25 protein-coding genes are annotated in these 24,759 nt (G+C 63.0%); 10 read left to right on the top strand and 15 right to left on the bottom strand.

What is annotated here, in order from left to right:
- Nucleotide 1: 1 nt before the first annotated feature.
- The 6 genes from D9X30_RS13405 to D9X30_RS13380 form a co-directional block, all read right to left on the bottom strand.
- Nucleotides 2-1,201 (bottom strand): MarR family EPS-associated transcriptional regulator, encoded by a 1,200-nt coding sequence (locus tag D9X30_RS13405; protein WP_194946620.1) that lies wholly within the window; start codon nt 1,199-1,201, stop codon nt 2-4.
- 195 nt (nt 1,202-1,396) lie between these two features.
- Entirely contained in the window at nt 1,397-2,470 is a 1,074-nt protein-coding gene (locus D9X30_RS13400) for a glycosyltransferase family 4 protein (RefSeq protein ID WP_153950295.1), read from the bottom strand.
- The gene (locus tag D9X30_RS13395) at nt 2,467-3,717 is read right to left on the bottom strand and encodes a lipopolysaccharide biosynthesis protein (RefSeq protein WP_153950294.1); all 1,251 of its coding nucleotides are present in this window, start codon (nt 3,715-3,717) and stop codon (nt 2,467-2,469) included. Before D9X30_RS13395 ends, D9X30_RS13400 begins: the two co-directional genes overlap by 4 nt.
- Nucleotides 3,717-4,868 carry a glycosyltransferase gene (locus tag D9X30_RS13390; protein WP_228771141.1) on the bottom strand — a complete coding sequence of 384 codons (1,152 nt, stop codon included), beginning with the start codon at nt 4,866-4,868 and terminating at the stop codon, nt 3,717-3,719. Before D9X30_RS13390 ends, D9X30_RS13395 begins: the two co-directional genes overlap by 1 nt.
- The gene (locus D9X30_RS13385) at nt 4,868-6,187 is read right to left on the bottom strand and encodes an exopolysaccharide biosynthesis polyprenyl glycosylphosphotransferase (RefSeq protein ID WP_228771140.1); all 1,320 of its coding nucleotides are present in this window, start codon (nt 6,185-6,187) and stop codon (nt 4,868-4,870) included. Before D9X30_RS13385 ends, D9X30_RS13390 begins: the two co-directional genes overlap by 1 nt.
- Nucleotides 6,184-7,320: a glycosyltransferase family 4 protein gene (locus D9X30_RS13380; RefSeq protein ID WP_228771139.1), complete on the bottom strand. Its 1,137-nt coding sequence runs from the start codon at nt 7,318-7,320 to the stop codon at nt 6,184-6,186. Before D9X30_RS13380 ends, D9X30_RS13385 begins: the two co-directional genes overlap by 4 nt.
- A gap of 286 nt (nt 7,321-7,606) precedes the next feature.
- Here D9X30_RS13380 and D9X30_RS13375 point away from each other — a divergent pair, with 286 nt between their 5' ends.
- The 5 genes from D9X30_RS13375 (at nt 7,607) to D9X30_RS13355 (ending at nt 13,624) form a co-directional block, all read left to right on the top strand.
- On the top strand, nt 7,607-8,992 hold the full coding sequence (locus D9X30_RS13375; RefSeq protein ID WP_153950292.1) for a phosphomannomutase/phosphoglucomutase: 1,386 nt from the start codon (nt 7,607-7,609) through the stop codon (nt 8,990-8,992).
- Nucleotides 8,973-10,061 (top strand): lipopolysaccharide heptosyltransferase I, encoded by a 1,089-nt coding sequence (gene waaC, locus D9X30_RS13370; RefSeq protein WP_153950291.1) that lies wholly within the window; start codon nt 8,973-8,975, stop codon nt 10,059-10,061. Before D9X30_RS13375 ends, waaC begins: the two co-directional genes overlap by 20 nt.
- Nucleotides 10,061-11,335 (top strand): lipid IV(A) 3-deoxy-D-manno-octulosonic acid transferase, encoded by a 1,275-nt coding sequence (gene waaA, locus D9X30_RS13365; protein ID WP_153950290.1) that lies wholly within the window; start codon nt 10,061-10,063, stop codon nt 11,333-11,335. The genes waaC and waaA overlap by 1 nt, the downstream gene beginning before the upstream one ends.
- Nucleotides 11,336-11,421: 86 nt before the next feature.
- Nucleotides 11,422-12,243 carry an META and DUF4377 domain-containing protein gene (locus D9X30_RS13360; RefSeq protein ID WP_153950289.1) on the top strand — a complete coding sequence of 274 codons (822 nt, stop codon included), beginning with the start codon at nt 11,422-11,424 and terminating at the stop codon, nt 12,241-12,243.
- Between the two features lie 88 nt (nt 12,244-12,331).
- A complete protein-coding gene (locus D9X30_RS13355) occupies nt 12,332-13,624 on the top strand; it encodes an O-antigen ligase family protein (protein ID WP_153950288.1) in 1,293 nt (430 codons plus the stop codon).
- A 7-nt stretch (nt 13,625-13,631) separates the two neighbouring features.
- Here D9X30_RS13355 and D9X30_RS13350 read toward each other — a convergent pair whose 3' ends face one another.
- From D9X30_RS13350 to D9X30_RS13335, 4 genes are all read right to left on the bottom strand, one after another.
- Nucleotides 13,632-15,110, bottom strand: a complete 1,479-nt coding sequence (locus tag D9X30_RS13350; RefSeq protein ID WP_153950287.1) for a TolC family outer membrane protein — start codon at nt 15,108-15,110, stop codon at nt 13,632-13,634.
- Nucleotides 15,111-15,272: 162 nt separating this feature from the next.
- Nucleotides 15,273-15,596, bottom strand: coding sequence for a rhodanese-like domain-containing protein (locus D9X30_RS13345; RefSeq protein WP_153950286.1), 324 nt, complete (start codon nt 15,594-15,596; stop codon nt 15,273-15,275).
- Nucleotides 15,597-15,609: 13 nt separating this feature from the next.
- Nucleotides 15,610-16,263 carry a protein-L-isoaspartate O-methyltransferase family protein gene (locus D9X30_RS13340; RefSeq protein WP_153950285.1) on the bottom strand — a complete coding sequence of 218 codons (654 nt, stop codon included), beginning with the start codon at nt 16,261-16,263 and terminating at the stop codon, nt 15,610-15,612.
- Nucleotides 16,264-16,503: 240 nt separating this feature from the next.
- Nucleotides 16,504-17,313 (bottom strand): TetR/AcrR family transcriptional regulator, encoded by an 810-nt coding sequence (locus D9X30_RS13335; protein WP_153950284.1) that lies wholly within the window; start codon nt 17,311-17,313, stop codon nt 16,504-16,506.
- Between the two features lie 216 nt (nt 17,314-17,529).
- On the opposite strand from D9X30_RS13335, the gene D9X30_RS13330 reads away from it, so the two are divergent.
- From D9X30_RS13330 to D9X30_RS13320, 3 genes are all read left to right on the top strand, one after another.
- Nucleotides 17,530-17,817 (top strand): YkgJ family cysteine cluster protein, encoded by a 288-nt coding sequence (locus D9X30_RS13330; RefSeq protein WP_153950283.1) that lies wholly within the window; start codon nt 17,530-17,532, stop codon nt 17,815-17,817.
- Nucleotides 17,818-17,843: 26 nt separating this feature from the next.
- On the top strand, nt 17,844-18,410 hold the full coding sequence (locus D9X30_RS13325) for a DUF1439 domain-containing protein (protein WP_153950282.1): 567 nt from the start codon (nt 17,844-17,846) through the stop codon (nt 18,408-18,410).
- Between the two features lie 79 nt (nt 18,411-18,489).
- Nucleotides 18,490-19,371 (top strand): undecaprenyl-diphosphate phosphatase, encoded by an 882-nt coding sequence (locus D9X30_RS13320; protein WP_153950281.1) that lies wholly within the window; start codon nt 18,490-18,492, stop codon nt 19,369-19,371.
- A 57-nt stretch (nt 19,372-19,428) separates the two neighbouring features.
- On the opposite strand, the gene trmB is transcribed toward D9X30_RS13320, so the two are convergent.
- The 4 genes from trmB to D9X30_RS13300 all read right to left on the bottom strand — a co-directional run bounded on the left by trmB (nt 19,429) and on the right by D9X30_RS13300 (nt 23,433).
- Nucleotides 19,429-20,211 carry a tRNA (guanosine(46)-N7)-methyltransferase TrmB gene (gene trmB / locus D9X30_RS13315; RefSeq protein WP_153950280.1) on the bottom strand — a complete coding sequence of 261 codons (783 nt, stop codon included), beginning with the start codon at nt 20,209-20,211 and terminating at the stop codon, nt 19,429-19,431.
- A 275-nt stretch (nt 20,212-20,486) separates the two neighbouring features.
- Nucleotides 20,487-20,780: a hypothetical protein gene (locus D9X30_RS13310; protein WP_153950279.1), complete on the bottom strand. Its 294-nt coding sequence runs from the start codon at nt 20,778-20,780 to the stop codon at nt 20,487-20,489.
- A gap of 124 nt (nt 20,781-20,904) precedes the next feature.
- On the bottom strand, nt 20,905-22,653 hold the full coding sequence (locus D9X30_RS13305) for a hypothetical protein (RefSeq protein WP_153950278.1): 1,749 nt from the start codon (nt 22,651-22,653) through the stop codon (nt 20,905-20,907).
- Nucleotides 22,654-22,776: 123 nt separating this feature from the next.
- A complete protein-coding gene (locus D9X30_RS13300; RefSeq protein ID WP_153950277.1) occupies nt 22,777-23,433 on the bottom strand; it encodes a recombinase family protein in 657 nt (218 codons plus the stop codon).
- Nucleotides 23,434-23,558: 125 nt separating this feature from the next.
- On the opposite strand from D9X30_RS13300, the gene D9X30_RS13295 reads away from it, so the two are divergent.
- Nucleotides 23,559-24,026, top strand: coding sequence for a hypothetical protein (locus tag D9X30_RS13295; RefSeq protein WP_153950276.1), 468 nt, complete (start codon nt 23,559-23,561; stop codon nt 24,024-24,026).
- A 5-nt stretch (nt 24,027-24,031) separates the two neighbouring features.
- Nucleotides 24,032-24,499 carry a hypothetical protein gene (locus tag D9X30_RS13290; protein WP_153950275.1) on the top strand — a complete coding sequence of 156 codons (468 nt, stop codon included), beginning with the start codon at nt 24,032-24,034 and terminating at the stop codon, nt 24,497-24,499.
- Here the strand turns inward: D9X30_RS13290 and D9X30_RS13285 are convergent.
- The coding region (locus tag D9X30_RS13285; RefSeq protein ID WP_153950113.1) for an integrase core domain-containing protein at nt 24,491-24,759 on the bottom strand (269 nt) is incomplete at its 5' end. The two genes, D9X30_RS13290 and D9X30_RS13285, sit on opposite strands and share 9 nt — an antisense overlap.

Raw genomic sequence — 24,759 nt, 5'->3', positions numbered from 1 at the left:
CTCAGATTCGGTTAAGCAGTGGGATATAGGGCAGGCCGGCAGCGTGCTTGCCGGTCATGTCGGCAATCATTCGCAGCGAGGCCGAAGGCAGCTCGGAGTGATAGTCCCTTCGGTCCATTTCCGCGTAGATGGCTGACGCGGCCGGAGCATTCAGGTTCCAGCTGTCCGGCATAACGCGGTCTACGATCTGGAAGATCTCATCCCAATCGCCTTGCCAATCTGCCAGTGTGTAGCCTTGCATGGTTGGCAGAACCGTTATTGACGCAGAATGCGTGGAAAACACCAGCACGCTCTTCGCGAATGCCGGCACGCCGTTGGCGGAGAGGTCGCGAACCTCGATTCCTGGCGGGTCGAAGCAGAATGCCTTGGCGACGCCGCCCTGCGTACGCTTCCACACGGTGCCGTATCGGTCTTCGCTGTCCGCGACGAAGCCATGCTTCCTATAGACATCAGGCTTGCTTGTCCAAAGTACGAGGGCGTCGAGCGCCTTGTCCCGGCCGACATCCAAGGCTGCCGAAACCAGTCTATGGCCCAATCCGCTGCCGCGAAGTGCTTCGTCCACGCAGACAAGGCCGACCAGCCCAACCTTCGCGCCATCGGCGACGTTTTCTTCCTTGATGACGAGCGCAGCGGCCGCGGTGGCCGGATCTTGGCCTAAGCCGCCATTGACCAGGATGGTGGTAACGCCAGCGCTTGTCTCGATCCAGGGATAGTGCACCGACAAGCTGATGCCGCGTCCCCTCGACCGGAAAAACACCTCCCAGATCAGCGCCCTGGCAGCGCTTGGGACGCCCTGATGCACCGTGATTTGCAAGGCGTCTGATTTGTTGGTTGGCGCCATATTTTTCCCCGGCGAGATCTCGTCGTGGATCGTCTCGTGTCTCAACGCTTCGATTTCAGCCTTGAGCGACTCGTATTCTTCCATCTTTCGCCTGAGAAAGCGGCTCGTCAGGGCTGCCTTTTCGGCAATACCACCCGGTGTCAGGATATAGACGTACCCAAACTTGTTCTTGGACTGGCTGAAGTTCTGAACTTTGACCCAGCCCTTTTCCATCAATGCCTTGAGGCAATAATTCAGGCCGCCGACGCTCACACCCAGCTCCTGCGCCAACTCTCGCTGTGTTAGATCCGGATTTTCTTGCAAGAGGCGCATGATCCGAAAATACGTGTCTTCTTGTATCTTGGCTTGGCGACTCGTCATGGAATGGGCACAATGCGTCACCGTCATAAAATGACGGAGAACAAAAGTGGGGGGCGTTCCCAGCGGTCTGCCGGGGGAAGATGTAAGTTTGTTTGAACTTGAACAATTCTACTTGCATCCGCTGGCGCGGTCCATACAAGCGCGTCCTTTGTTTGCAACAGAAGTTTTCGATGTGCCGGGCCGAACTGGGCGAGTTCACTCGAGCAAGGGGATCCAGCGGTCCACGAGGTGGTTAATTTCGTAGGCCCGGGCAGTTTGTCGCCCGCGAGCACCTAGACTTTCCGCTGTCGAGGGCGAGCCAATCAAGGTCAGAAGTGCCTCGGCAAGCTGTTCTGCATCCTCTACAGGCACAGTGATCGCGTCATCAGGACCCAGTAATTCGCGGGGGCCCTGGGGGCAGGCCGTTGAGACTATCGGCAAGCCATACGCCATCGCTTCGATCAATACCAGTCCGAAGCCTTCGTAACGGGAACTTAGGCAAAAGATGGATGCGCGCGCGTAAGCCGGACTGATATCGGCCTGGATGCCCGGCAATGAGACGCTTGTCTCTAGACCAAGCCTGTTGCGAAGGGATTCAAGCCGCTGGCGCTCCTCACCCTCGCCGATGATGAGAAGCCGCCAGCCGGGTGCCATCCGGGCGACTTTCTCCCAAGCTGCGATCAGCACGTCGAATCCCTTGGACGTTGTCAGGCGCCCGACGGCAAGCACGGTCTGCGAGTCGCGCGGTGCCGGAGCAACAGGCATGGGAAACGGCAGTGGGTTGGGAAGGGCGACAACGTTGCATCTTGGACGCAGTGCCTCGATCCATCGGGCACGATCCCGTTCGGTCAGCACCACTACAGCCGAACTGACGCGTGCCGCCAAGACACGGGCGAGCTTGCGAGCCGGTTTTCCCAAATCCTCATCAAAATGACAATGCTCCCACGCAATCCGCCGCACCTTCAGCCCGACGGTTGCCGGCAGCGTGAACAGCGTCAGCATCGTATCGACTTCGATCAGCGCGTCGATCCTGTGCTGGCGAACGAAGCGGCGGATGCCGGCCACCGTGGCGAGGTATTGGCGCTTGAACGAAGGCCGCGATTCAAACAGCGCGTCGTGCACGACGCCCGCGTGCAGCGGAAACACGCTGGCCTTGTCCCAGAGACTTAGAATCCGCACAGGGTAGCCGCGCTCGGCCAGCGCATTCGCAATGACCGCAGTCATGCGTTCGGCGCCGGCGAAGGCGTTCAGCGTGCCGGTCAGGAAGCAAATGGTCGGCAGCTTGCTCATGCCGAGGCCATCTGCCGGGTGGGGCGGTGCCGCCACCAGAGCACCGCGCCAACCAGCACGGCGACCGCGTTGCCCACGGCGTAGCCTGCGATGGCGCCCCAGTTGCCGTAGCGGGGAATCATGACAAGGTCCCACGCCAGGATCGTAGCAAGGACCAGCGCCCACTTGATGGCCACCCAGCGCGGCTTGCGCAGGTGCGCGGCAAGCAGGGTGAGGGCGACGTCCGCGAACACCAGTGCGGAGATGATCGCGGCCATGCGCAGCAGTCCGACCGTGGCGGCGAACGCCTGGCCGTACAGCAGCGCCACGACCCACGGGGCGCAGGCGGCGATGGCCAGACCCCCGGCCAGTCCGACCCCGGTCAGGCCCAGCGCAATGCGGCCGATGCTGGCGTGCGCATCGTCAAAGCGCTGGCGCGCGTAGACATAGCTTGGCGCGATGCCGGCCGCGAGGATCGTCGCCACCATCGTGAAGTTGTCCAGGATCTGCATGCACGCGGCATAGGCACCGAACTCTGCCGCCGGTACGGCGGGCTGCAGTATCAACTGGTCGACGCGGCGTGCGCCCATCATCAGGATGAAGCTGATCCAGAACAGCGTTCCTGCGCCCAGCAGTTCACGCGCCAGCTCCGGTTGCCAAGGCACATCGCCGGCGCCGCGCTGGCGCGAGTAAAAGGTGGCGAGCAGGGTGGCGAGCACGATGACTTCTACCGCGAACGCGATGGCATATCCGGCCACGTTCGTGACATGGGCGGCGAACAGCGCGCCAACCAGCGATGCCTTGATGGCCAGCGCGGCCAGACTGAACAGCGTTCCGGGACGGTTGTTGGTATGGGCCTGCATCCAGGCCGTGACCACGCCGACAGGCTCGCGCAGCAGGATGGCGATGCCGAGCACCAGGGCGGCATGCCAGATGTCGGGCAGCGGTGCGGTGATGCCGAGGTACGCACACATCAGTAGGTACCCCACGACGCCCCCGCCCAGGCGCAGAACGAACGCGTGCCTCAGCAACTGCTGCTCCGCCGCGGGCGTCGCCGCCGCCACCAGCCGTGGCACGACGACTTCCGCACTGCACACGAGCGCAAACGATGCGGCGATCAGCACGATCGATTGCGCGTACTGGAAGTGCGCGAAACCCTCCGGCCCCAGCGCGCGCGCCAGCATCGCGACCACGCCGATGCCTACCCCCACCTGCAGGCCGCGTTCGGCCAGCATCCAGAGCAGGTTGCCAGCAACGCGTCGACGCATCAGGCTACCTCCGCGTGCGGCACGCTGGCGGTGCCGGGCAGGCTCGCGTAGAGCGCGAGCCAACGCCGGGCCACGGCTTCAATCGAGAAGGCGGCCAGCACACGGGCGCGGCGGCCGGCTTGCGCCGTGGGCGTTCCGGTGCCCGCGTGCAGCGCATCAGTCAGCGCCGCAGTCAGCGCATCGACGTTGCCACGCGGCACGATCGGGCCGAGGTCGCCAACGACTTCCACCACACCCGGCGCGTCAGTCGATACGACCGGGCAGCCGCATGCCAGCGCTTCCACCAGCACCATCGGCAGGCCTTCCACGTCTGAGGACAGCGCGAAGGTGTCGGCGGCGTTCAGCAGGGCAGGTATGTCATTGCGCTGCCCTAGCAACGTCACGCGGGACGCGATGCCAAGTGACGCCGCAAGTTCCGACAGTTGGTGGCGCAAGGCGCCGTTGCCGGCAATCAGCAGATGCGCGGGAATGGCCGGATCGATGCGGGCGAAGGCGCGGATCAGCGTGTCCTGGGCCTTCTCGGTCACCAGCCTGCCGACGTTGAGCAGCAAGCGCGTATCGGTACCGATGCCAAGCTGCGCGCGCGTGGCCTGCCGTACCATCGGGTCCGGCTGAAAGCGGTCGGTGTCGATGCCATTGGGCATCACGATGATGCGTGACGCCGGCACGCCGCCTGCTGCGATCATGCCCAGGCGTCCTTCGTCGCTGACATGGGTGGTGAGATCGGTCCAGCGGTCCGTGAGTCGATAGGCGGCCATACGCAGCCGGCCACCCTCGCGGAAGCTGTGCGCCGTGCACACCAGCGGCGGGCAAGGCGTCACGCGCGTCAGGGCCCGCGCGAACAGGTTGGCGTGGATCATATGGGCATGCATGACGTCGGGCCGCCAAGCGCGGACCAGCCCGCGCGCCTGCCAGAGGGCGCGCATCATGCCCGCCGGCGTCTTGCGCATGTTGAGCTCCACCACGTGGGCGCCGGACGGCACGTCGATCTCGCGTTCTGGCGACAGGCTGACGATGGCAACGGCATTGCCCATCGCCAGGAAGGCGCGCGCCAGCGCCACCACCTGATGCTCCGCGCCGCCGACCTTGAGCCCGGTCGTGATCAGCATGACGCGCATCGGCGAGCGCCCCGCAGCCGCGGTCGACGTCATCAACGCGCTCCGTACCCGGTCAGCAGCGTACGGATGGTCTTCACCGCAATCAACAGATCCAGCGCGAACGAGCAGTGCTTGACGTAGTACAGGTCGTAACTGAGCTTGGTCACCGTTTCGGCATGCGTCCCGACATAGCCCTGCTGCACCTGCGCCCAGCCCGACAGGCCCGGCCGCACCAGGTGCCGATAGGGGTAGTAGGCGATGGTTTCCGAGAACTCTTCGACCATCGGCACCTGTTCCGGGCGCGGGCCGATGAAGCTCATGTCGCCAATCAGCACGTTCCACAGTTGCGGGATCTCGTCGAGCCGGTACTTGCGGATGATGCGGCCCACGCGGGTCACGCGCGGGTCCTGGCGTAGCGCAAACTGTGCCGGGGCCTGCTTGTCCACGCCCATGCTTCGGAACTTCAGCATCGTGAACGGCTTGCCGAACAGGCCCACGCGCCGCTGCCGGAACAGGGCGCCGCCCGGCGATTCCAGGCTGACCGCCAGCGCCACGGCCAGGCCGATGGGGATGGCCAGCGGGGCGAGCGCAATCACCGCGACGATGTCGGTCAGCCGCTTGATGTAGTCGAACAGGTAGTGGTCGGCGTAGTCGTCGAAGAAATTCTCGTCGATATGATCCAGGCCCACGCGCCCTGTCAGCATCTCGCCGATCCGTTCCACGGAGTACATGCGCAGATGGCCAAGCCGGTACTGGGTCAGCAGCCGCGTGCGTGCCGGGTCGGCGGTCAGGCCGCGCTCCACCAGGATGCCGTCGCAATGCATGGCTTCCTCAGGCGAGCCGATCTGCTCGAAGCGCGTGGTGGCGGGCGGATTGGCGCCGGGCATCGCGATGATGCGGTTCAGGTGCTGCAGGGTCTCGGGGTCCATGTAGCCGAACACCGGCACGTACTTCTGCACGTAGCGCCGATAGCCTAGCCACGTCCACGCCAGCGTGGTGACGTAGCCCACCAGCACCGCGCCCCGGGAGTACTCGATGTGGAAGCCCGCATAGACGATCAGCAGCAGCGCGAACGGCAGGGTCGCGGCCACGCCGACGATGCTGGCGCCTTCCATGGCCGGCAGATGCAGCGCGCGATGCACCAGCAGGAACGCCGCCAGGTAGGGCAGCATCGACCACAGCAGCGTGCGCGGGAAGATGTGCGTCACAAAGCCCGCCTGGTGGGCGGCCTCGGACAATGCAGCGTTGATGCCGAACAGCACCAGGCCCACGGCGGCCCAGGCAATCATGCGGCTGGCCCGCCGGATCGTTTCCGACCTCGCCGGGGTGGCCGGACCATTGCGGCGTAGCGAGCCGGTGTGCACGGTATTCATGATGCTTGGGCGCGTGCGTGGGCCTGGCGGTTGCCCGCCAGCACCTGTTCATAGACCGCCCAGGTGGCGCGGACCATGGGTTCCAGGCCATACGCCTGCTCCCACCGCACCCGGCCGGCTGCGCCAGCGGCAGCGCGCGCCGGCGCGTCGGCGGCCGCCTGGCGCAGCGCGCCGGCAAAGGCAGCCGGCTCGTTCTCCGCCACCAGCACCCCGCAGCGTCCATCGCCAAGCTGTTCCCGAATGCCCGGCAGGTCGCTGGCGATCACCGGCAGGCCGGCACGCATGGCTTCGAGAATCGAAATGGGGAAACCCTCATGGTCGGAGGCCAGCAGGAATAGCTGCGCGCTGGCAAGCAGCGCAGGGATGTTGTCGATGCTGCCGGCAAAACGCACGCGGCCGGGGGCCAGTTGACTGGCCAGCCGCTCCAGGCTGGCGCGCTGAGGGCCGTCGCCGGCGATGACCAGTTCGCAGTCGGGCAGTTGTGCCGCGGCAAACGCCCGGATCAGCACGTCCGGGCGCTTCGGGGGCGCCAGCCGCATGACCGTCACCACGCGCCGAAGGGCGTCGCCCGGCTGCGCGCGCTCCGCCACGTCGGCAATGCCATTTGGAATGACGCTGATGCGATCGGCGCGGATGGGCAGCTGGCGTGCCATGGCGCGCTCGGCCTCGGCCACGCAGATGACGTGGCTCGTCAGCGGCGCAAGCAGCCATTCGGCCATCCGGGCGACGGTGCGCTGTTTCCATGGCGCTGCCGCCTTGAACGCAAAGCCATGCACCGTATAGACCACGGGTATCCCAAGCAGGCTGCCGGCGACGCGACCCAGCGCGCTGGCCTTGGCGCTGTGTGTATGCAGGATGTCCGGTCTTGCCTCGCGCAGGGCGCGCATCAGTTCGCGCAGGGCCGCCACGGCCTTGAGCGGCGACAGGGCGTTGTCCAGCGCGGCCAGCCGGATGGCGGGAATGCCCAGGTCGCGGGCCAGGTCGAACAGGGGACCATCGCCGCCGGCCAGCAATGTGACATCGGCCTGCCCGCGCAGGGCGCGCAGCAGGTCGGCAACATGGCTCTGGGCACCGCCGGTCTCTGAATTGGTGATGAGACAGGCGATGCGGGGCCGTTCAGTCGGCGTGATCAAGGACAATGGCGGAGTCTCGAACAGGGGATGGCAGCGCAGCAATGCGGCGGACGCCCGTCGGCCGTCTCTGATTGGATCGGTTGTCGGAAAAAACGTGCGCGGACAGACCGACGGCAGTCAAAAAGCGCCGAAAAATTCCCCTGAGGGGGCGGCTGAAGGCGATTATAGCGCCTGCGCCACGCGCAATCCGGCACAATACGGCTTTTTGGCGCCCTGCCCGCGCCCCTCCCGAGGCGTCCCGCCACGGGGTGGAATCGCACGATGAACCTTGTCTCCAGGAAGCCACATGCAAATTGATCCCTCGATCTTCAAGGCCTATGACATCCGCGGCATCGTCGGCAAGACGCTGACCCCGGAAGTGGCCCGCTTCATCGGCCTGTCGTTCGGCTCGGCCGCCGTCGAACTTGGCGAGAAAACCGTAGTGGTGGGCCGCGATGGCCGGCTCTCCGGGCCGGATCTGCTGGGCGGGCTGGTCGAAGGCCTGCGCGCCGCCGGCCTGGACGTGATCGATGTCGGCATGGTTGCCACGCCGATGGTGTATTTCGGTACCAATATCGAGCTGGATGGCCGCCGCGCCACGTCCGGCATCATGGTGACCGGCAGCCACAACCCGCCCGACTACAACGGTTTCAAGATGGTGCTGGGCGGCAAGGCCATCTATGGCGATCAGATCCAGGCCCTGCGCCAGCGCATCGACGCGGGCAACTTTACGAAGGGCGGCGGCAGCTACAAGCTGGTGGACGTCCGCCAGCAGTACCTGGACCGCATCATCGGCGACGTCAAGCTCACGCGTCCGATGAAGATTGCGCTGGATGCCGGAAACGGCGTGGCCGGGGCGTTCGTGGGCGACCTGTTCCGCGGGCTGGGCTGCGAGGTCGTGGAGCTGTTCTGCGATGTCGACGGCCATTTCCCGAACCATCACCCCGATCCCGCGCATGTGGAAAACCTGCAGGACCTGATGAAGTGCCTGCGCGAGACCGATTGCGAACTGGGCCTGGCCTTCGATGGCGACGGCGACCGTCTGGGCGTGGTGACCAAGGACGGGCAGGTCATCTTCCCGGATCGCCAGCTGATGCTGTTTGCCGAGGAAATCCTGTCGCGCAACCCCGGCCAGCAGGTTATCTACGACGTGAAATGCACGGGCAAGCTGGCGCCGTGGATTCGCCAGCACGGTGGCGAGCCGCTGATGTGGAAGACCGGCCATTCGCTGGTCAAGGCCAAGCTCAAGGAAACGGGCGCGCCAATCGCCGGCGAGATGAGCGGCCACGTGTTCTTCAAGGACCGCTGGTACGGCTTTGACGACGGCCTGTACACGGGCGCACGGCTGCTGGAAATCCTGTCGCGCCACGCCGACCCGAGCGCCGTGCTGAATGCGCTGCCGAACTCGAACTGCACGCCGGAGCTGCAGCTCAAGGTCGCCGAGGGCGAGGCCTTCACGCTGCTCGACAAGATCCGCGCCAACGCGAAGTTCGAGGGCGCGAAGGAAGTGATCACGATCGACGGCGTGCGCGTGGAATATCCGGACGGTTTCGGCCTGGCCCGGCCGTCGAACACCACGCCTGTGGTGGTAATGCGCTTCGAGGCCGACAACGATGCCGCGCTGGCGCGCATCCAGGCCGAATTCAAGCGCGTGATCCTCGCGGAAAAACCGGATGCAAAGCTCCCGTTCTGAGGTCGTGCAGCCATCGGCCGAGACCCCGCCGCGGCCGCTGGCGGCGGGGGGCTTTGCGCTTCCCGCCCGGCCACGCATCCTGATCGTCAAGGTGTCGTCGCTCGGTGACGTCGTGCATAACATGCCGCTGGTGCATGACCTGCGCGCGCGCTGGCCCGAGGCCGAGATCGACTGGGTGGTGGAAGAGGGCTACGTCGACCTGGTGAAACTGCTGCCCGAGGTGCGCCGCGTGATCCCGTTCGCGTTGCGGCGCTGGCGCAAGCGGTTCTGGCAGGGCGACACCTGGGCCGAGCTGGGCGCGCTGCGCGCGGCCATCCGCGAACAGGCCTACGACGCCGTGCTGGAGACGCAGGGCCTGCTCAAGACCGCCATCGTCGCCCGCACGGCGGCCCGCGCCGCCGGCGCTCCGGTGATCGGGCTGGGCAATGCCACGCAGGGCTCGGGCTATGAGCCCGCCGCGCGGCTGTTCTACACGACGCCGGTGACGGTGCCCCGGCAGACCCACTCCGTGCGGCGTTCGCGCCTGATCGGGGCTGCGCTGACGGGGACCACACCGCCGGAGCCGCCGCGCTTCTTCGGACCGACCGCCAGCACGCTGCATGTCGACGATCCGCTCTGGGCCGGCCTGCCGGCACGCTACGCGGTCTGCTTCCACGCCACGGCGGGCGCGAAGAAACGCTGGCCGGTGGCGAACTGGCATGCGCTGGGGCAGAAGCTGCATGCGGAGGGGCTCGCCGTGCTGCTGCCGTGGGGCAGCGAATCCGAAAGGCGCGACGCCGAGGCGCTGGCCGCCGGCATGCCCGGCGCGCAGGTGCTGCCGCGTTTCTCGGTAATGCAGGGCTTCGGCCTGATCAACCGGGCCGAGGTGGTCATCGGCGTCGATACCGGCCTGGTGCACATCGCCGCGGCGCTGTGCCGGCCGACCGTCGAAATCTATACCGCCACGTGGCGCTGGAAGACCGAAGGCTACTGGTCGGACCGCATCGCCAACGTGGGCGACGACGGCATCGTGCCCGACGTCGATGAGGTTTATGCCGCCGCACGGCGCGTGCGCGGAGTCTCCATCTGATGCTTCGAATCGTTTATACCTTGCTGTGGCTGGTGATCCTGCCACTGGCGCTGCTGCGCCTGACGTGGCGGTCGCGCAAGGAACCCGGCTATCTCCATCACGTGGGCGAACGCCTTGGGCGCTATGACGACCTGCCGTCCGATGGCCCGTGGCTGTGGGTCCATGCCGTATCGGTTGGCGAAACGCGCGCCGCGCAGCCGCTGATCGACGCCTTGCTGGCCGCCTATCCGCAGCACCGGCTGCTGCTGACGCACATGACGCCTACCGGGCGGCAGACCGGCGCGCAGCTTTATGGCAGCAACCCGCGCGTGCAGCAGTGCTACCTGCCCTATGACGTGCCCTGCATGGTGCGGCGCTTCCTGGCGTATTTCCGGCCGGATGCCGGGCTGATCATGGAAACGGAGGTCTGGCCGAACCTGGTGCATGTGACCCGGCGCGCCGGCGTGCCGCTGTTTCTGGTCAACGCCCGGCTGTCGCCGCGCAGCTTTCGGCGTACCGCGCGCTTCGGCAGTGCGGCGGCTTCGTTGTACAACGATTTCACGATGGTGCTGGCCCAGACGCCGGGCGATGCCGAGCGGTATCGGGAGCTGGGCGTAAAAGCAGTGCAGATCACCGGCAACCTGAAGTTCGACATGCAGCCGCCGGAAGCCGGCATGGCGCGCGGGCAGCAGTTGCGGCGTGCGTTTGCCGGCCGGCAGGTGCTGGCGGCCGCCAGCACGCGCGAGGGCGAAGAGCCGCTGATCCTGGAGGCTTTCTCGCGCTGGCCCGGCGAGACGCGTCCCGCGCTGCTGCTGGTGCCGCGCCATCCGCAGCGGTTTGATGAGGTTGCCGCCATGGCCACGCGCGCCGGGTTCTCGGTCCAGCGCCGCAGCGCACTCGACATCGACCAGGTGGCGGAACCGATCACTGCCGACATCGTGCTCGGCGATTCGATGGGCGAAATGGCGATGTACTACGCGGCATCGGACATCGCCTATATCGGCGGCAGCCTGATCCCGCTGGGCGGGCAGAACCTGATCGAGGCCTGCGCGGCCGGCACGCCGGTGCTGATGGGGCTGCATACCTTCAACTTCGCACAAGCCACCGAGGATGCCATCGCCGCCGGCGCCTGCCTGCGCGTCGGCAACGCCGACGAACTGATGGCCGCGGCAGCCGGCGTACTGGGCGAGCCCGCCCGCCTGGCCGAGATGCGTGCGAACGCGCTGACGTTCGCGGGGCTGCATCGGGGGGCGACGGCGAGGACGATTGGGGCGCTGGCGCCAGTGTTGCGCTGACATACAGACGGCGCTCGGGACGCTAGACTGATCGATATTGTGGATGTTGCTGCGCTTGTCGCGCGGCAGTCTGAAGGAGTCGACCCATGCAAAGCGTTCTGCGTCCCCTTGTCATGACTTTGCTGCTTGGCGCGGCCGCCATCCTGTCGGCTTGTGCCACGGGCCAGCCACCCGACAATCCATCGGCCAGTGCCACCCTGAATGAAACCCGCTCCAGCGGCCCCAGCCGCTGGGAGCTGGTGCGCTGGCAGATGCCGGATGGCACGGTGCGTGACATTCCGCACGGCGACAACGGCGAGCCGATTGTCTTCAATTTCAGCGACGGCATTGATTCGTCGCAGGGCACCGTCAACGGCACCAGCGGCTGCAACCGCTTTACCGGCGGCTACGGCAAGACACAGACCGGCATCCGGTTCGACCACGTGGCGGGCACGCGCATGGCGTGTCCGGGCCCTCGGATGGAAACGGAGTCGGCCCTCCTCAAGGCGATGCAGTCGCCCTTTACGACTGTCGGCACGCAGCCGTCCGCCGGCGCCACGGGCCGCCAGATCATCTGGAAGACGGCCGATGGCGATCTGTTGCAGTTTGTCGAACGGGAAGGCGTAGGCCGGCGCGGCGACAAGGTGGACCCCGCAACGGGCGCCGTGCCCGGCCGGGAGAAGATCGTCTATATCGATTCACAGCGCGTGGAATGCACCGGTGCCGGCAAGCTGCAGTGCTACCGCTGGCGGGAATCGCCCGATGCGCCGTGGCAACTCTGGTACGGGCCGATCGAGGGCCTCGATTTCGAACCGGGCGTCACGTACAAGCTGCGGGTGAGGGAGTACCAGGTGCCGAATCCTCCGGCGGACGCGACGGCCATTCGGTGGCAATTGCTGGAGGTGGTGGAGCGGCGTAGGGGGAAGTGAAAGGGGGATGGATTAGAATGGCGGGTTGATTTGACGGCCCCGCAGCTATCACGCAATGTGGTGCTGCTTGCGTCACTAGCTCGCTCTCATGACAATCCGCAACAACTGGCTGTCGACGTTGTGCGACGCACTCGTCTTCGCATTTCCAATACTGATCCTGTGCGTGCCGCGGGGTGCCGGCGTATTCCTGGCTGGAGTCGGGGTGCTGCTTCTACTCGGCTGGCGCGGACTCGGACGCGAATGGCGCCGTCATGCCGACGCCTTGGTGCCGCTGGCGATCTCTGTACTGGTTTTCCTCGCTGTCTATCTGGCGTCGAAGTTATATCACCACACGCCCTGGAATGTCATTGACAACCCATCGCGTGCATTGCTGGCAGTGCTCACGTGCTGGATGATCGTGCGCGTAGCGCCGAGCCCCGACAGGCTGTGGAGCGGCATTACTCTCGGGCTTTTTGGCGCGTTGCTGATTGTGAGCTATCAGTTTCTGGTGTTGCACACGGACCGGGCGTCAGGCTGGGTGCAACCCATCGCATTTGCGAACATGGTGGCGGCGCTGGCACTGGTCGGCTTCGCACGCCCGGGTAACAACGCACGAGCGCACGCAGAGGCCTGGATCAACGTGTTGTGTGCTGTCCCTATTCTGGCGATGAACGGTACACGCGGCGCCTTGCTCGCCGTGCTGCTCACGCTTTTCCCGCTCTTGCTGGTTCGATACAGGCAGTTCAGCCTGCGAATGTTTCTCGTGGCGTGTGCCAGCATTGCTGCGCTGGTTGCAGCGTTATTCGTGGTGCCTGGCAGTCCGATGACGGATCGCGTGAACCGGGTCGTTCAGGAAGTCCGGCAATTCGAACATGGCGATGCAGAGTCGTCGGTAGGCGCACGCCTGCAGATGTGGGAAATCGGATTTGACTACTTTCTGGATCATCCGTGGACTGGCGCGGGCGTCGGTCAGTTCGCACGGGTATTAAAGTCCGCGCCATACTGCGAGCAGCGCACGGAGTCGGGGGTTTGCATGCTCGAGCACGCTCATAACGATTTCGTGGAGGCGGCTGCCACCACGGGCGTACCCGGTGTGTTGGGCTTGCTCGGGCTGTTCATGGTGCCGGCGGCGTTGTTCTGGCGCTCCTTGCGTGCATGCCGTGCCATCGGCAATGAGCGCGGCCAGAGCCTCGGCGCCGCAGGGCTGGCCGTCGTGATGGCGTCCCTGCTGTCGGGACTGACGCAGGTTACGCTGGCGCATCAGGCCAACATTGTGTTTTATGCAGGCGTGATCGGGCTGCTTCTGGGATTGGCCGTGTGTGAGGCGCGGGCTGGCCGACGCTCGAGTGCAGAGATCGGCAGACGTTCCGGCCCGCATGTTTCCACAACAGGCAACGCCTAGAGGCGCATTACGAATGTGGGGCTCGCGTCGGGGCACTGGTGGCCCGACGCCCGTCCTTGCCGTGCTCTGGTGACGGTCCAGCCGCCCCCACCCGCGCCTTCCCCGGCACCCTATACATCGCCCCCGGCATCTGCGTCAGCAGCGTGTTGATCTGCACCACATCGTCCTCCGACAGCGTGCCGGTGGACGCCTTCAGGCGCATGCCGTTCATGATGGTGTCGTAGCGGGCCTTGGACAGGTCGCGCCGCGTGGAAAACAGTTGCGCTTCGGCGTTGAGCACGTCGATATTGATGCGCACGCCCACTTCGTAGCCCAGCTGGTTCGATTCCACGGCGCTCTGCGCCGAGCGTTCCGCCGCTTCCAGCGCCTTGACCTGGGCCAACCCGTTAAAAACGCCGGAGTACGTCTGGCGCGCCTGTTGCGCGGCGGTGCGGCGGGCGAATTCCAGGTCGCTCGCGGCCTTGTCGGCCAGTGCCAGGGTCTCGCGCACCCGCGACTGGATCTGGCCGCCCGTGAAGATCGGAATATTCAGCTGCACGCCGACCACGCCAGAGTTGTAGCGGCTGCCCACGTTGCTGAGCTGGGTGGCCGTGCCCTGGGCGTTGGTGTAGCCGTAGGACGCCACCAGATCCACGGAAGGCAGGTGGCCCGCCTTGGCCTTGTTGGTCTCGCGCTGGGCGGTTTCCAGGTTGTAGTTGGCCAGTCCTACCTGCGGATTGGTTTGCTCGGCCTGCGATGCCCACGCGTTCACATCGGGCGGCTGAGGCCCAGGGATCTGGGCTTCGGGCCGCAGCCCCATGAGTTCGTCCACGGGTTTGCCGGTGATCTGCTGCAGCGTGGCGCGGGTCACCTCCAGCGCGCTCTGCGCGGCGATTTCGGTTGAGGTGGCCAGGTCGTAGCGGGCCTGCGCGTCATTGGCGTCGGTGATCGTGGCCGTGCCCACCTCGAAGTTGCGCTTGGCCTGTTCCAACTGCTCACCGATGGCTTTCTTCTGTGCGCCGGCCAGGTAGACGTTGTCCTGCGCGGCCAGCACGTCGAAGTAGGCCTGCGACGCACGCGTGATCAGGTCCAGCTGGGCCTGCTGGAACGTGACTTCCCCCGCCAGCGACGCCAGTTCGCCCTGCTTGTAGGTTTCCCAGCGATCCCAGCGGAACAGCGGCTGTGTCAATTGCAGCGCCCAGGTGTTGGCGTTGAAGTAGCGCGTGGTATCCACCGGCGAGCTGTAGTCGGCCATGGTCCGCTGCGCGCCCGCCGTGCCCGCGATCTGGGGCAGCAGGCCGGCACGGCCCTGGGGCAGCTTCTCGCGCGTGGCCAGCAATTGCGAGCGGGCACTGGCGAACTGGGCGTCGTTGGCTTGCGCGTCGCGATACACCTGCAGCAGGTCGGCGGCCAGCGCGGATGGCATGGGCAGCCAGGCGAGCAGGGCAGCCGCGAGCACCAGGGGTTTCCTGGCCGCAACGGACACGGCGGAAAGCGCAAAACTCATGACATCTCCAGCTCGGCCAGCGGCACGCGCGGCCAACGATCGATAGGTTGCGACGGGTGATACTGCCAGGACGGGGTACTTCGGATGCTGCGGATGCTGCGGGTACGGCCGGGATGCTGCGCGGTGGCACGGCCCCGGCGTGCTGCCGAGACCGGTTCCGGATCAATACTGCGGAACGGACGGATCGACCTGGGTCGACCAGGCGTGGATGCCGCCGGTCAGGTTCCAGACCTTGGCATAGCCCTGGCGCTCCAGGAAGCTGGCCACCTGCATGCTGCGTGCGCCGTGGTGGCAGATGCAGACGATCTCGGCGTCCTCGTCGATGTCGTTCAGACGGGCCGGGATCTGGCCCATCGGGATATGCGTGATGCCGGGCATCGCGGCCGTGCGCACTTCCAGATCCTCGCGCACATCCAGCAACACCGGCCTGGCGCGGCCGGCATCGGCCAGCCATTGCGCCAGTTCGGGGGCGGTAATTACCTGCATGGCTGGCTCCGGTTCAGAACTTGAAGCGCGACGGCTGCGCGGCGCCCTGCAGCGGCTTGGCCAGCGTCTCGAAGATATTCACGACCTGGTACTCGGTCTCGGATACGCGCGTGATGATGCGGGCTTCCATCACGGGCGCCGTGCCGATGATGGCGGCGATACGGCCACCGACCTTGACCTGCGACAGGATCGACTGCGGCAGTTCCGGCAGCGAGCCGGAGATGCAGATGACGTCGTACGGCGCGGCCACGGCCCAGCCGTCGGCGGCATTGCCTTCGGCCACTTCCACATTGGTCACGCCGGCATTGGCCAGGTTCTGGCGAGCCAGTGCCACCAGTTCCGGACGGATGTCGACGGTCACCACGTGGCGGCCGCGGGCCGCCAGCAGCGCGGCCATGTAGCCCGAACCGGCGCCGATTTCCAGCACGTTCTCGTGCTTGCGCACGTTCAGGTCCTGCAGGATGCGGGCTTCCACGCGCGGGGGCATCATGTTCTCGCCGCCCGGCAGCGGAATCTCCATGTCGACGAAAGCCAGCGCGGCGTAGGCCTGCGGCACGAACTGCTCACGCTTGACCACGGCCAGCAGGTCCAGGATTTCCTGGTCCAGCACGTCCCATGGGCGGATTTGCTGTTCGATCATGTTGAATCGGGCTTTTTCGAGATCCATCTTGCCTTTCCTTCGAGATGCTTGCGGGGTTGCGCCGCCGGCGGGGCTGTTCACCCCACCGTCTGCGCTGTTGTATCGATCAGTGCCGGATTTGCCTTGTCCCGTCGGGCGCCAGAGCCGCCGCATGCCGGGATGTTACGCAAAAGCCCGCTATTTTACCCTCGCCAACCGGGCTGGCATGTTTACAAACGGTTAGCGTTGCGCCGTGGCACGCGGGGCCGTGCGCGGCCTGGGGTGTCTTCATGTCCGGACGGTCGCCCGGGTGTCATTCCGGGAATCTGGCTCGGAATCCGCCGCCGCGCGCTCCGCCATCAGTTCGTCACGAATCCGCTCCCAGACATAAGGCCCTTGCTGGGCGGGCAGCGGGGTATCGCGCGCCGGACCCGTGGTCAGGCCGAACAGCAGCATATGCAGCAGCTGGTCCAGAAAGGCATTGGGGTCGATGGCCGGCACATTGACCTGGCTGAAGGCGCTGCGCCAGAGCATCAGGAACACCAGCGGCGCGCACAGCAGCGTGGTCGCGGGATTGGGCGGCACCTGGCGGAACTCGCCGCGTGCCACCCCGCGCGCCAGCACGCGGGCAAACAGCGCGTCGCCGGGCCCCATGACCTCGTCCTGGTAGAACTGGGCGATATCGGGAAAATTGCCCGATTCGGCAATGATCAGCTTGGTCAGGCCGGCCACCGGCGTAGCGCCGATCAGGCCCCACCAGCCCAGCAGCAGTTCGCGCAGCAGTTCCGGGGTGGACCCTTCGTAGGTGTCCACAAGATCGGTGCCCTTGGCCAGCGCGGGCACCATGTTCTCGCGGACCACTGTCTTGAACAGTTCTTCCTTGTTCGCGAAATACAGGTAGACCGTGCCCTTCGACACGCCAGCCGCTGCCGCAACGTCCTCCAGCCGGGTAGCGGCGTAGCCGCGTTCCACGAACAGCGTCAGCGCGGCGGCCACCAGCTCTTGCGGGCGCGCGGCCTTGCGCCGGCTCCAGCGGCGGGTCTCGGGGTCTTTCTTGGGCAGGGCAGGGCTCACGGGACAGGCGCGAAAGCGATCCATGCGGGAGGCATCGCAGTATTAATAACTTGTCGGTCAGTAATGTAGAGGACCGGAATTGCGGGGTCAAGCGGCGTGCGACGAACGGTACAAGTGACGCATGAAACGCAAGTTGCGCTTTGTTGCAGGTCTCGCGGATCGGGTCAGGCACAATGCCGGCTTGGTACCGCGCATCGGCGGCACTCCTGTATTGTCGGCATCTGCCGCTGAACCTTCACCATGTCCTGCCAGTCTGAACCCACCTGCCGTGCCGGCTGCGGCGCTTGCTGCATCGCGCCGTCCATCACGTCGCCCCTGCCAGGCATGCCGCATGGCAAGCCGGCCGGCCAGCGATGCGCGCAACTGATGGCGGACATGCGGTGTGCGGTGTTCGGACAGCCGCAGCGGCCGGCATTCTGCGGCGGACTGCGTCCGTCGGCCGAAATGTGCGGGGATTCCCGCGAATCGGCCATGGTGTGGCTGACGCGGCTCGAGCAGGCGACGGCGCCGGCCGCAGCGGTGCGCTGACCCTACTGTTTGATGGAGAGGCATGCATGATTGCGATGACGCGCCGGCGCTGGCTGGCGGCCGCGGGTGCAGCCGCGCTGGTGGCCACGGGCTGGCTGGCGGGCTGCAGCGTATTCCGTAGCGAGTACACATTCTCGCAAAGCCAGCTGCAGGATGCGCTGGCGAAGAAATTCCCGTTCAACAAGCGGTATATGGAGGTGTTCGATATCCAGCTGGCCAACCCGCAGCTGGCGCTCGACGCCACCCGTAATCGCGTGCTGGTCAGCTTCGACGCGACGATCGACAACCGGCTGTTTTTCCGCCAACCGCTGACGGGCCGCTTCGCGCTGGACAGCGCGCTGCGCTATGACCCCCCAAGCCATTCGCTGGTGCTGCAGGACCCCGAGGTCAAGCAGTTCGACGTGCAGGGATTGCCGGGCCAGTTTTCACGCCAGTTGAATGCACTGGGCGGTATCCTGTCCGAGCAGTTGCTGCAAAACTATCCACTCTATACGTTCAAGCCGGAGCAGTTGCGGCTGGCCGGCACTAGCGTGGAGCCCGGTACAATCACGGTCCTGCCTGACGGTATCAACGTCAAGATTAATCGGCCGTAAATTCACAGCAACAATAATGCGATGCCTTCGGGCATCGCTGGCGGACCAGCCGCCATTCGCGCCTACTTTTTGAGTCCACATGGATATTGCACTCGCCCTCAAGGCCGTGATTCTCGGCATCGTCGAAGGACTGACCGAATTTCTTCCCATTTCGAGCACCGGCCACCTGATTCTTGCCGGACAACTGCTGGACTTCAATGACGAAAAAGGCAAGATCTTCGAGATCGTGATCCAGTTCGGCGCAATCCTGGCGGTTTGCTGGGAATTCCGCCGGCGCATCGGCGCCGCGCTGGGCGGGCTGGTCTCTGACCCTCGGCAGCAACGTTTTGCGATCAACGTGATTGTTGCCACGGTGCCGGCCATCGTGCTGGCGCTGGTGTTCGGCAAATGGATCAAGGCCCATCTGTTCAATCCGATTACCGTGGCGCTGGCGTTCATCGTCGGCGGCGTGGTGATTCTCTGGGCGGAATGGCGCGAGGGGCGGCGCGGTACCGTGTCGCATCCGCAGGGCAATGCGCTGCTGGAAGCGGCCAAGGCCGGCGCGCCGCGCATCGAGTCGATCGACGACCTGACCTGGCGCGACGCCTTGAAGGTCGGTCTCGCCCAGTGTTTCGCCCTGGTGCCGGGCACCTCGCGCTCGGGCGCGACGATTATCGGCGGCATGCTGTTCGGTCTGTCGCGTCAGGTGGCCACCGAGTTTTCGTTCTTCCTGGCGATCCCGGTCATTTTCGGCGCCACGATCTACGAACTGTACAAGGCGCGCGCGGTGCTGTCGGCCGACGACCTCGGCATCTTCGGCATCGGCTTCGTGTTCGCATTTCTCTCGGCGTTCCTGTGCGTACGATGGCTGCTGCGATTCGTGGCCACGCACGATTTCAAGCCATTTGCCTGGTATCGGATTGCCTTCGGGATTATCGTGCTGCTGACTGCCTGGACGGGTATGGTGTCCTGGCACGCCTGATTTGCGACGCAAACGCAAATTGGCGACAGCATGAGAAAGGGGCCTCGGGCCCCTTTCTCATTTCTTGCGGAATACCACGTCCCAAACGCCGTGGCCCAGCCGCACGCCGCGTTTTTCGAATTTGGTCACCGGACGGTAATCCGGGCGTTCCGCAAAGCCACCGGCAGCGGTCGAGGTATTTTCCAGGGTCGGTTCGCCGCTCAGAACTTCCACCATCTGGTGGGCGTATTCTTCCCAGTCCGTCGCGCAGTGGAAATAACCGCCGGGCTTCAGGCGGCTGGCCAGCACCTTGACCAGCGGCGGCTGCACCAGGCGGCGCTTGTTATGGCGCTTCTTGTGCCAGGGATCGGGAAAGAAGATATGCACGCCATCCAGCGACTGCTCGGTCAGCATGTGGGCGATGACTTCCACCGCGTCGTGGTTCATGATCCGCACATTCTGCAGATCGTTCTCGCCAATCAGCTTCAGCAGCGCGCCGACGCCGGGCTCATGGACTTCGCAGCCCAGGAAATTGTCCTGGGGGCGCAGTTTGGCGATGTGCGCCGTCGTCTCGCCCATGCCGAAGCCGATTTCAAGAATCGACGGTGCCTCGCGCCCAAACGTGGCCGTCCAGTCTAGCGGTTCGCCTTGATACGGCACGATGAACTTCGGACCGAGGTCGTCGATGGCGCGCTGCTGGCCGGTGGACGTGCGTCCGGCACGCCTGACAAACGAGCGGATACGGCGCGGATGCGCGACCTCGTCACCGGGGTTGGCAGGGGTGGCGTCTGCAGGTTGGCCGCTGGCGCCGTCGGCGTCGTCGCCGGGCAGCGTGTCGGTGTTCGTGTCTTGGGGAAGCATGGCAACAAAAAACCGCCGGGCGGATCGCCGGTCATCCATTGACCGGGTGCCAGAGGCGGCTTGTCAGATCTGGGAAATGGAGCGGGCGATGGGAATCGAACGGACCCACATCACGGCGCGCAAGCTATTGATTAATAAGGGGCTACGAAATCCGGCTAGTTCGTTCGGGCCATGCTTTCGTAGCAGTCCGGATGAATTCTATCAGACTCGTCCGCCAACTCTTGAGCGGGAGCCATGAGCTGCTCCCCGCCATCCCATTTTCGTCCGTGATAGCCCTACCAGCCTTTACCGTAAATATCGATATGTGACTGAATTGCATCTTCTCGATTGTCGAACATACCTGCACCTGATATCCACATCTCACGGCGAGGCTCGTCTGTCTCGCTCTTAGCAGGCTCCACCTCGTCGCTGCAGGCCATGTTGGGACTCTTGCTCGAACGCGACGCCAGAGCGTTCACTGCAGCCGCAAGTAAGCCCACTACAACCGTTTCAGCCATGGGCAACAGCACCGGATGCCGATCTCTGATTTCGCTATATCTTTTCGCGAGATTTTGTATGTTGTGCGTCATAGCTTCGTCTGGGGTATATCAACGCAAAATCGTAGCATGACGCCCACGAGTAGGTCGATGGCAAACGGGGTTCACTCGTGGGTGCCCCGGGGAAGAAACGAACTCCTGGGTGCTCGATTAGGTGCTAATCTGGCATAAGCATAAATATATTCCCGTTATTGAACTCTTTCGACTCTGAAAGTTTTCGTTCAAAGAGAATGTATCTCGCTTCTGCGAGGTCGAATGCTTGATCTAGCGTTTTTACTGGCATACCCATGACCCCGAAATAAATTACTTTATTTAGAATTTGATCGAGATAATCGTGACTATTCTCGATGAGAGTGTCAATAAATGTCGGTGTGCGACCAGAGTGAACGACCAAATTTCTAGTTCTATAGATTCTACGCAGCTGCCATTCCACTTTTTGTTTGTGCGCATCTAGTAGCGTTTTGACCTTTGCAGGGTTCTTTAGCTTGGAGTTGAGGGAGAATATTCTGTTGCGTAATAGGGGAAAGGAGTTGAGCTTTGAATATAATTCCTTTCTTAGATCATCGTATTCGTCCAAAATCACCAAGCGAAGCACTTTTTGGTGGAACTTTTTACCGCCATCGATCTTCGCAATAATCTCGTGACATGCTTTTCGATTCCAGCGAAAAAGATCTTTGGTTAGCCGTATTATGAGGCGCTCGACGTAGCGCTCAAGTAGAAACGGCATAAAATCGGTCACGATCCTCGCAATCTTGCTTCCCCCATTCAAGCTGGAAGGTGTAATCGTCTCAATTGCAATCCAGAGATTGAGAAGTTGGTTGTCGGGTGTGGAGCTTGATAATGCCATTCCGTGAAGCTCAATTGCTTGTTTGAACTTGACAAAACTTGCATCACGTAGTGTGATTGACCGCAAAAATTTGTTCATTTTTGGGGCCGCAAACTGAGGCTTGGTGTCAGAGCATTTTTGAATGGATGGCAGGGGTCTCCTTATCAAGGATATGCCCGTTTGACAGCATCGTGAGAGCAGCACCCTGTCGTCCCATTTTAATTGTGCCTTGTGGGAAAAGAACGTAAATAATTGACTGAGTTGCTCGATCTTTTGTTCTGCCTCTTCTCTGGCCGAATAATTGTCGACGGCTCTGATGTCACCTGCCTTGACATAAACATATCCTTCCGGTGCTTCGAATGCATTAACTTTTGCGGCGGCTTCGAAGTCCTCCGGAAGCTCTTCGAGAATAATAAGCCCGAAGTCGTTGATTGATTCCTTAACTTCCAGAACCAAGTTTGAAACGAGGAGGATTACCTGAAATTCGTGCGCAACAGGGTATATCTCGCGAAGAAAATCCTGGATTTGTGAGAGGTCTGATATCCGTCGTTCTGGATTAAAGAAGAAATCGTTTACTTTTTCAAAGAGTGATAGTTTGCTGACGCCAAAATTTATTAGTGCTGGGATGTAGCAGCGCAGGATTGCGTCGATTTCGGATTTGCTGTTCTTTTCGACGGCTTTTGTTAACAGTTCGTTGCCCGCTTTAATATACCTATACACCCCAAGTGAACTTTCGAGAACCTCTAAACGACGGCGTTTAAGGCTTAGTGGAGTGTCTTTGTTGGTTTGAACATAATAATCGGGTTGCAGGTCGAGTAGATCTTTTGCAATTTCATCTTGACGGAGGGACCAAAGTAATTCCTCCATAACATGATCAAGATTTTGGGCATCAATAACGTCAGACTCAATGTCGCTGATTAGGCTTAGCGCTTCGTTGCAGAGAAACAGAGAGTTCAATGCTGCTGGCTTGTAAGTGTCAAGCGTATAGTCAAACAGCATTTCATCCAGACGTTGGCCGAGGTAAAGCAGCCCTTCTAATTCGCTAATCTGGCTCCAATGATCAGTTTTTCTTAGTTTCATTGTTGTGCTTTATTTTGTGGCGAAAATTATTTGATCTGTAAATTAATGCCGTAGTGGAGCCGAATCCCAAGTCGTTAGCAAGATTGCCATTATCATGGTTATCTCGGTATCGATGGGTGCGATTCACATACTGATGACGCGCCTAACCGTCGTAGCAGTCCAGATGCCTCCGCGCGACGTGGGCACCTGCATTGCATTTAGCCGTTCGGCAATTCTACTAAGGGTGGCGCCCGATGCGAGCATGTTATCTATCTCTGGCCGGACACGGCCTGCAAAGGCTGCTGCTGCGGCTTTCTTCGCCTCGCTGGCCTTTGCTCTCGCTTCGGCAAGATTAGTGCGGTTTCCCAACAGGGCGCCAGCGGCCTTTTTTGCGGCAAGCGCGGCTTTGGTCCGGTCCCCGATCATCCGGCGCTCTTTCTCTGAAAGGGCAGCATACAGGTGCAGGACGAAGGGATCAGTATCCACGCCAAGCTCCGCCACGATGAACGGCACGTTGCGTGCCATCAGGCCGCTGATGAATGCCACGTCACGGCTTAAACGGTCCAGCTTACTGACGATGATCGGACAACGAAGCTTTCGGGCCTTATCAAGAGCGGCAGCCAGGCCAGGGCGGGCTTCTATCGGAAGCTTGCCGCTAGCAACGTCCTGGAACCCATCAACAACGTCAAATCCCTCCGCCTCGCAAAATCGACCGATGGCTTTAGCCTGACCCTCTAGACCAAGTCCGCTTTTTCCTTGCTCGCTGGTGCTAACTCGTCGGTAGATAACTGCCTGGCGCATATCTGCTCCTGATTTATCAAACCTAAACGACCGTTTAGATATGACAAGGATAGCCGTGAACCTTATAGTAAGCAAGTGAATCCGTTGATATGATGGGGCGAACAGACTACTTGAAGGAACGATTCATGGTTGACGTGGTTGCACGAATGCTGCGGCTCGGGGATGGCAAGCGGCTACCGGTGAAACTTGATGTCCCAACGTGGCAGGCCATTGACTGGCTGGCGCAGGGCAAGGGGAAAGGTTGGCAAGAGTGGTGCAGGGCGGTCGTGGATGGCGCTGAAGAAAGCTCCAACCTCACAGCCGCAATTCGTGAGGCTGCTATGGCGTCCCTGCTGAAAGAAACACTATTCCCCGATGATCGCGGGGAACAGTTGGAAGTGATGGGGCGGCACACCCTCATGCGCAACAGCGGCACGCTCAACGACAAGCAACTCGAAGAAGTCCTGAGCACCGCCACCGTTGAGGGCTGGTCTGACTTCGGTGGGTTTGCTGTGGGCTTCGGCGTGGACGATGCCGGCCAGGACTGCGTTTGGGTTCGCAACGGTCTCCGGGAAGGCTTACACGTAGCCTTCGCCTCGCCTGTGAAGAGGTAACAGCAATGCTCACCCTTGTTCTGCCCAGTTCGGAAGTGGCTTGTGTCCTGCGCCGCCTACTCGGCCCTATCGTCGCGTGGGATGACTGCCTCGCGGACATGCGTCGGGGTAAGACCAGCATTGAAGGGCTTCGGCTGATTCCGGCTTGTCGCTATCACGATGGCATCGCGTGGCGTCCTGGCTACACCAAGGCTGACATCCTGATTTTCGTGGCAGCAGTGAGGGCCAAGCGCCCAGATGCCAGGCCAGGAATCGGGCTACAGGCCAAGACGGTCGAGCTTGACCCTGCTGACATGCGGTTCTGGAAGGTCAAGAAAGTGCGGGCGCTGACCCCGCCGGGGACCGCTGCCGTGCCAAGTGCGATCCTGGCGAAGGCCGTGCCGATCTGGCATCGACATTCGCAGGACAATGCTGCAATGTGGACCAGTGGAGTTGACCCTGTAACTCAGGACACCCGAACACCGTTAAGTTGATGATGTTGCGGCGCGTCGGAACTCCCGAGGCGAACGATACTTCAACGCTTTATGCGGATGCCAGTCATTGTATTGCTCGAACGCGACCGTTAGCTGAGAGAGCGCGGTCGGCACGTCGGGCTTGTTCATGAACGCGATGTAATCGCGCTTCATGGTCTTGACGAAGGATTCGGCCATACCGTTGCTCTGCGGAGAACGCACCGGCGTGGTCAGTGGCTCCAGGCCCAGTTCCCGCGCGAAGCTGCGCGTACGATGGTCGA

It is taken from the genome of Cupriavidus sp. U2 (assembly GCF_009663685.2).
GTDB classification, from domain to species: domain Bacteria; phylum Pseudomonadota; class Gammaproteobacteria; order Burkholderiales; family Burkholderiaceae; genus Cupriavidus; species Cupriavidus necator_C.
The sequence above is the reverse complement of the archived record's forward strand: the minus strand, read 5'-3'. Positions and strand labels throughout refer to the sequence as shown.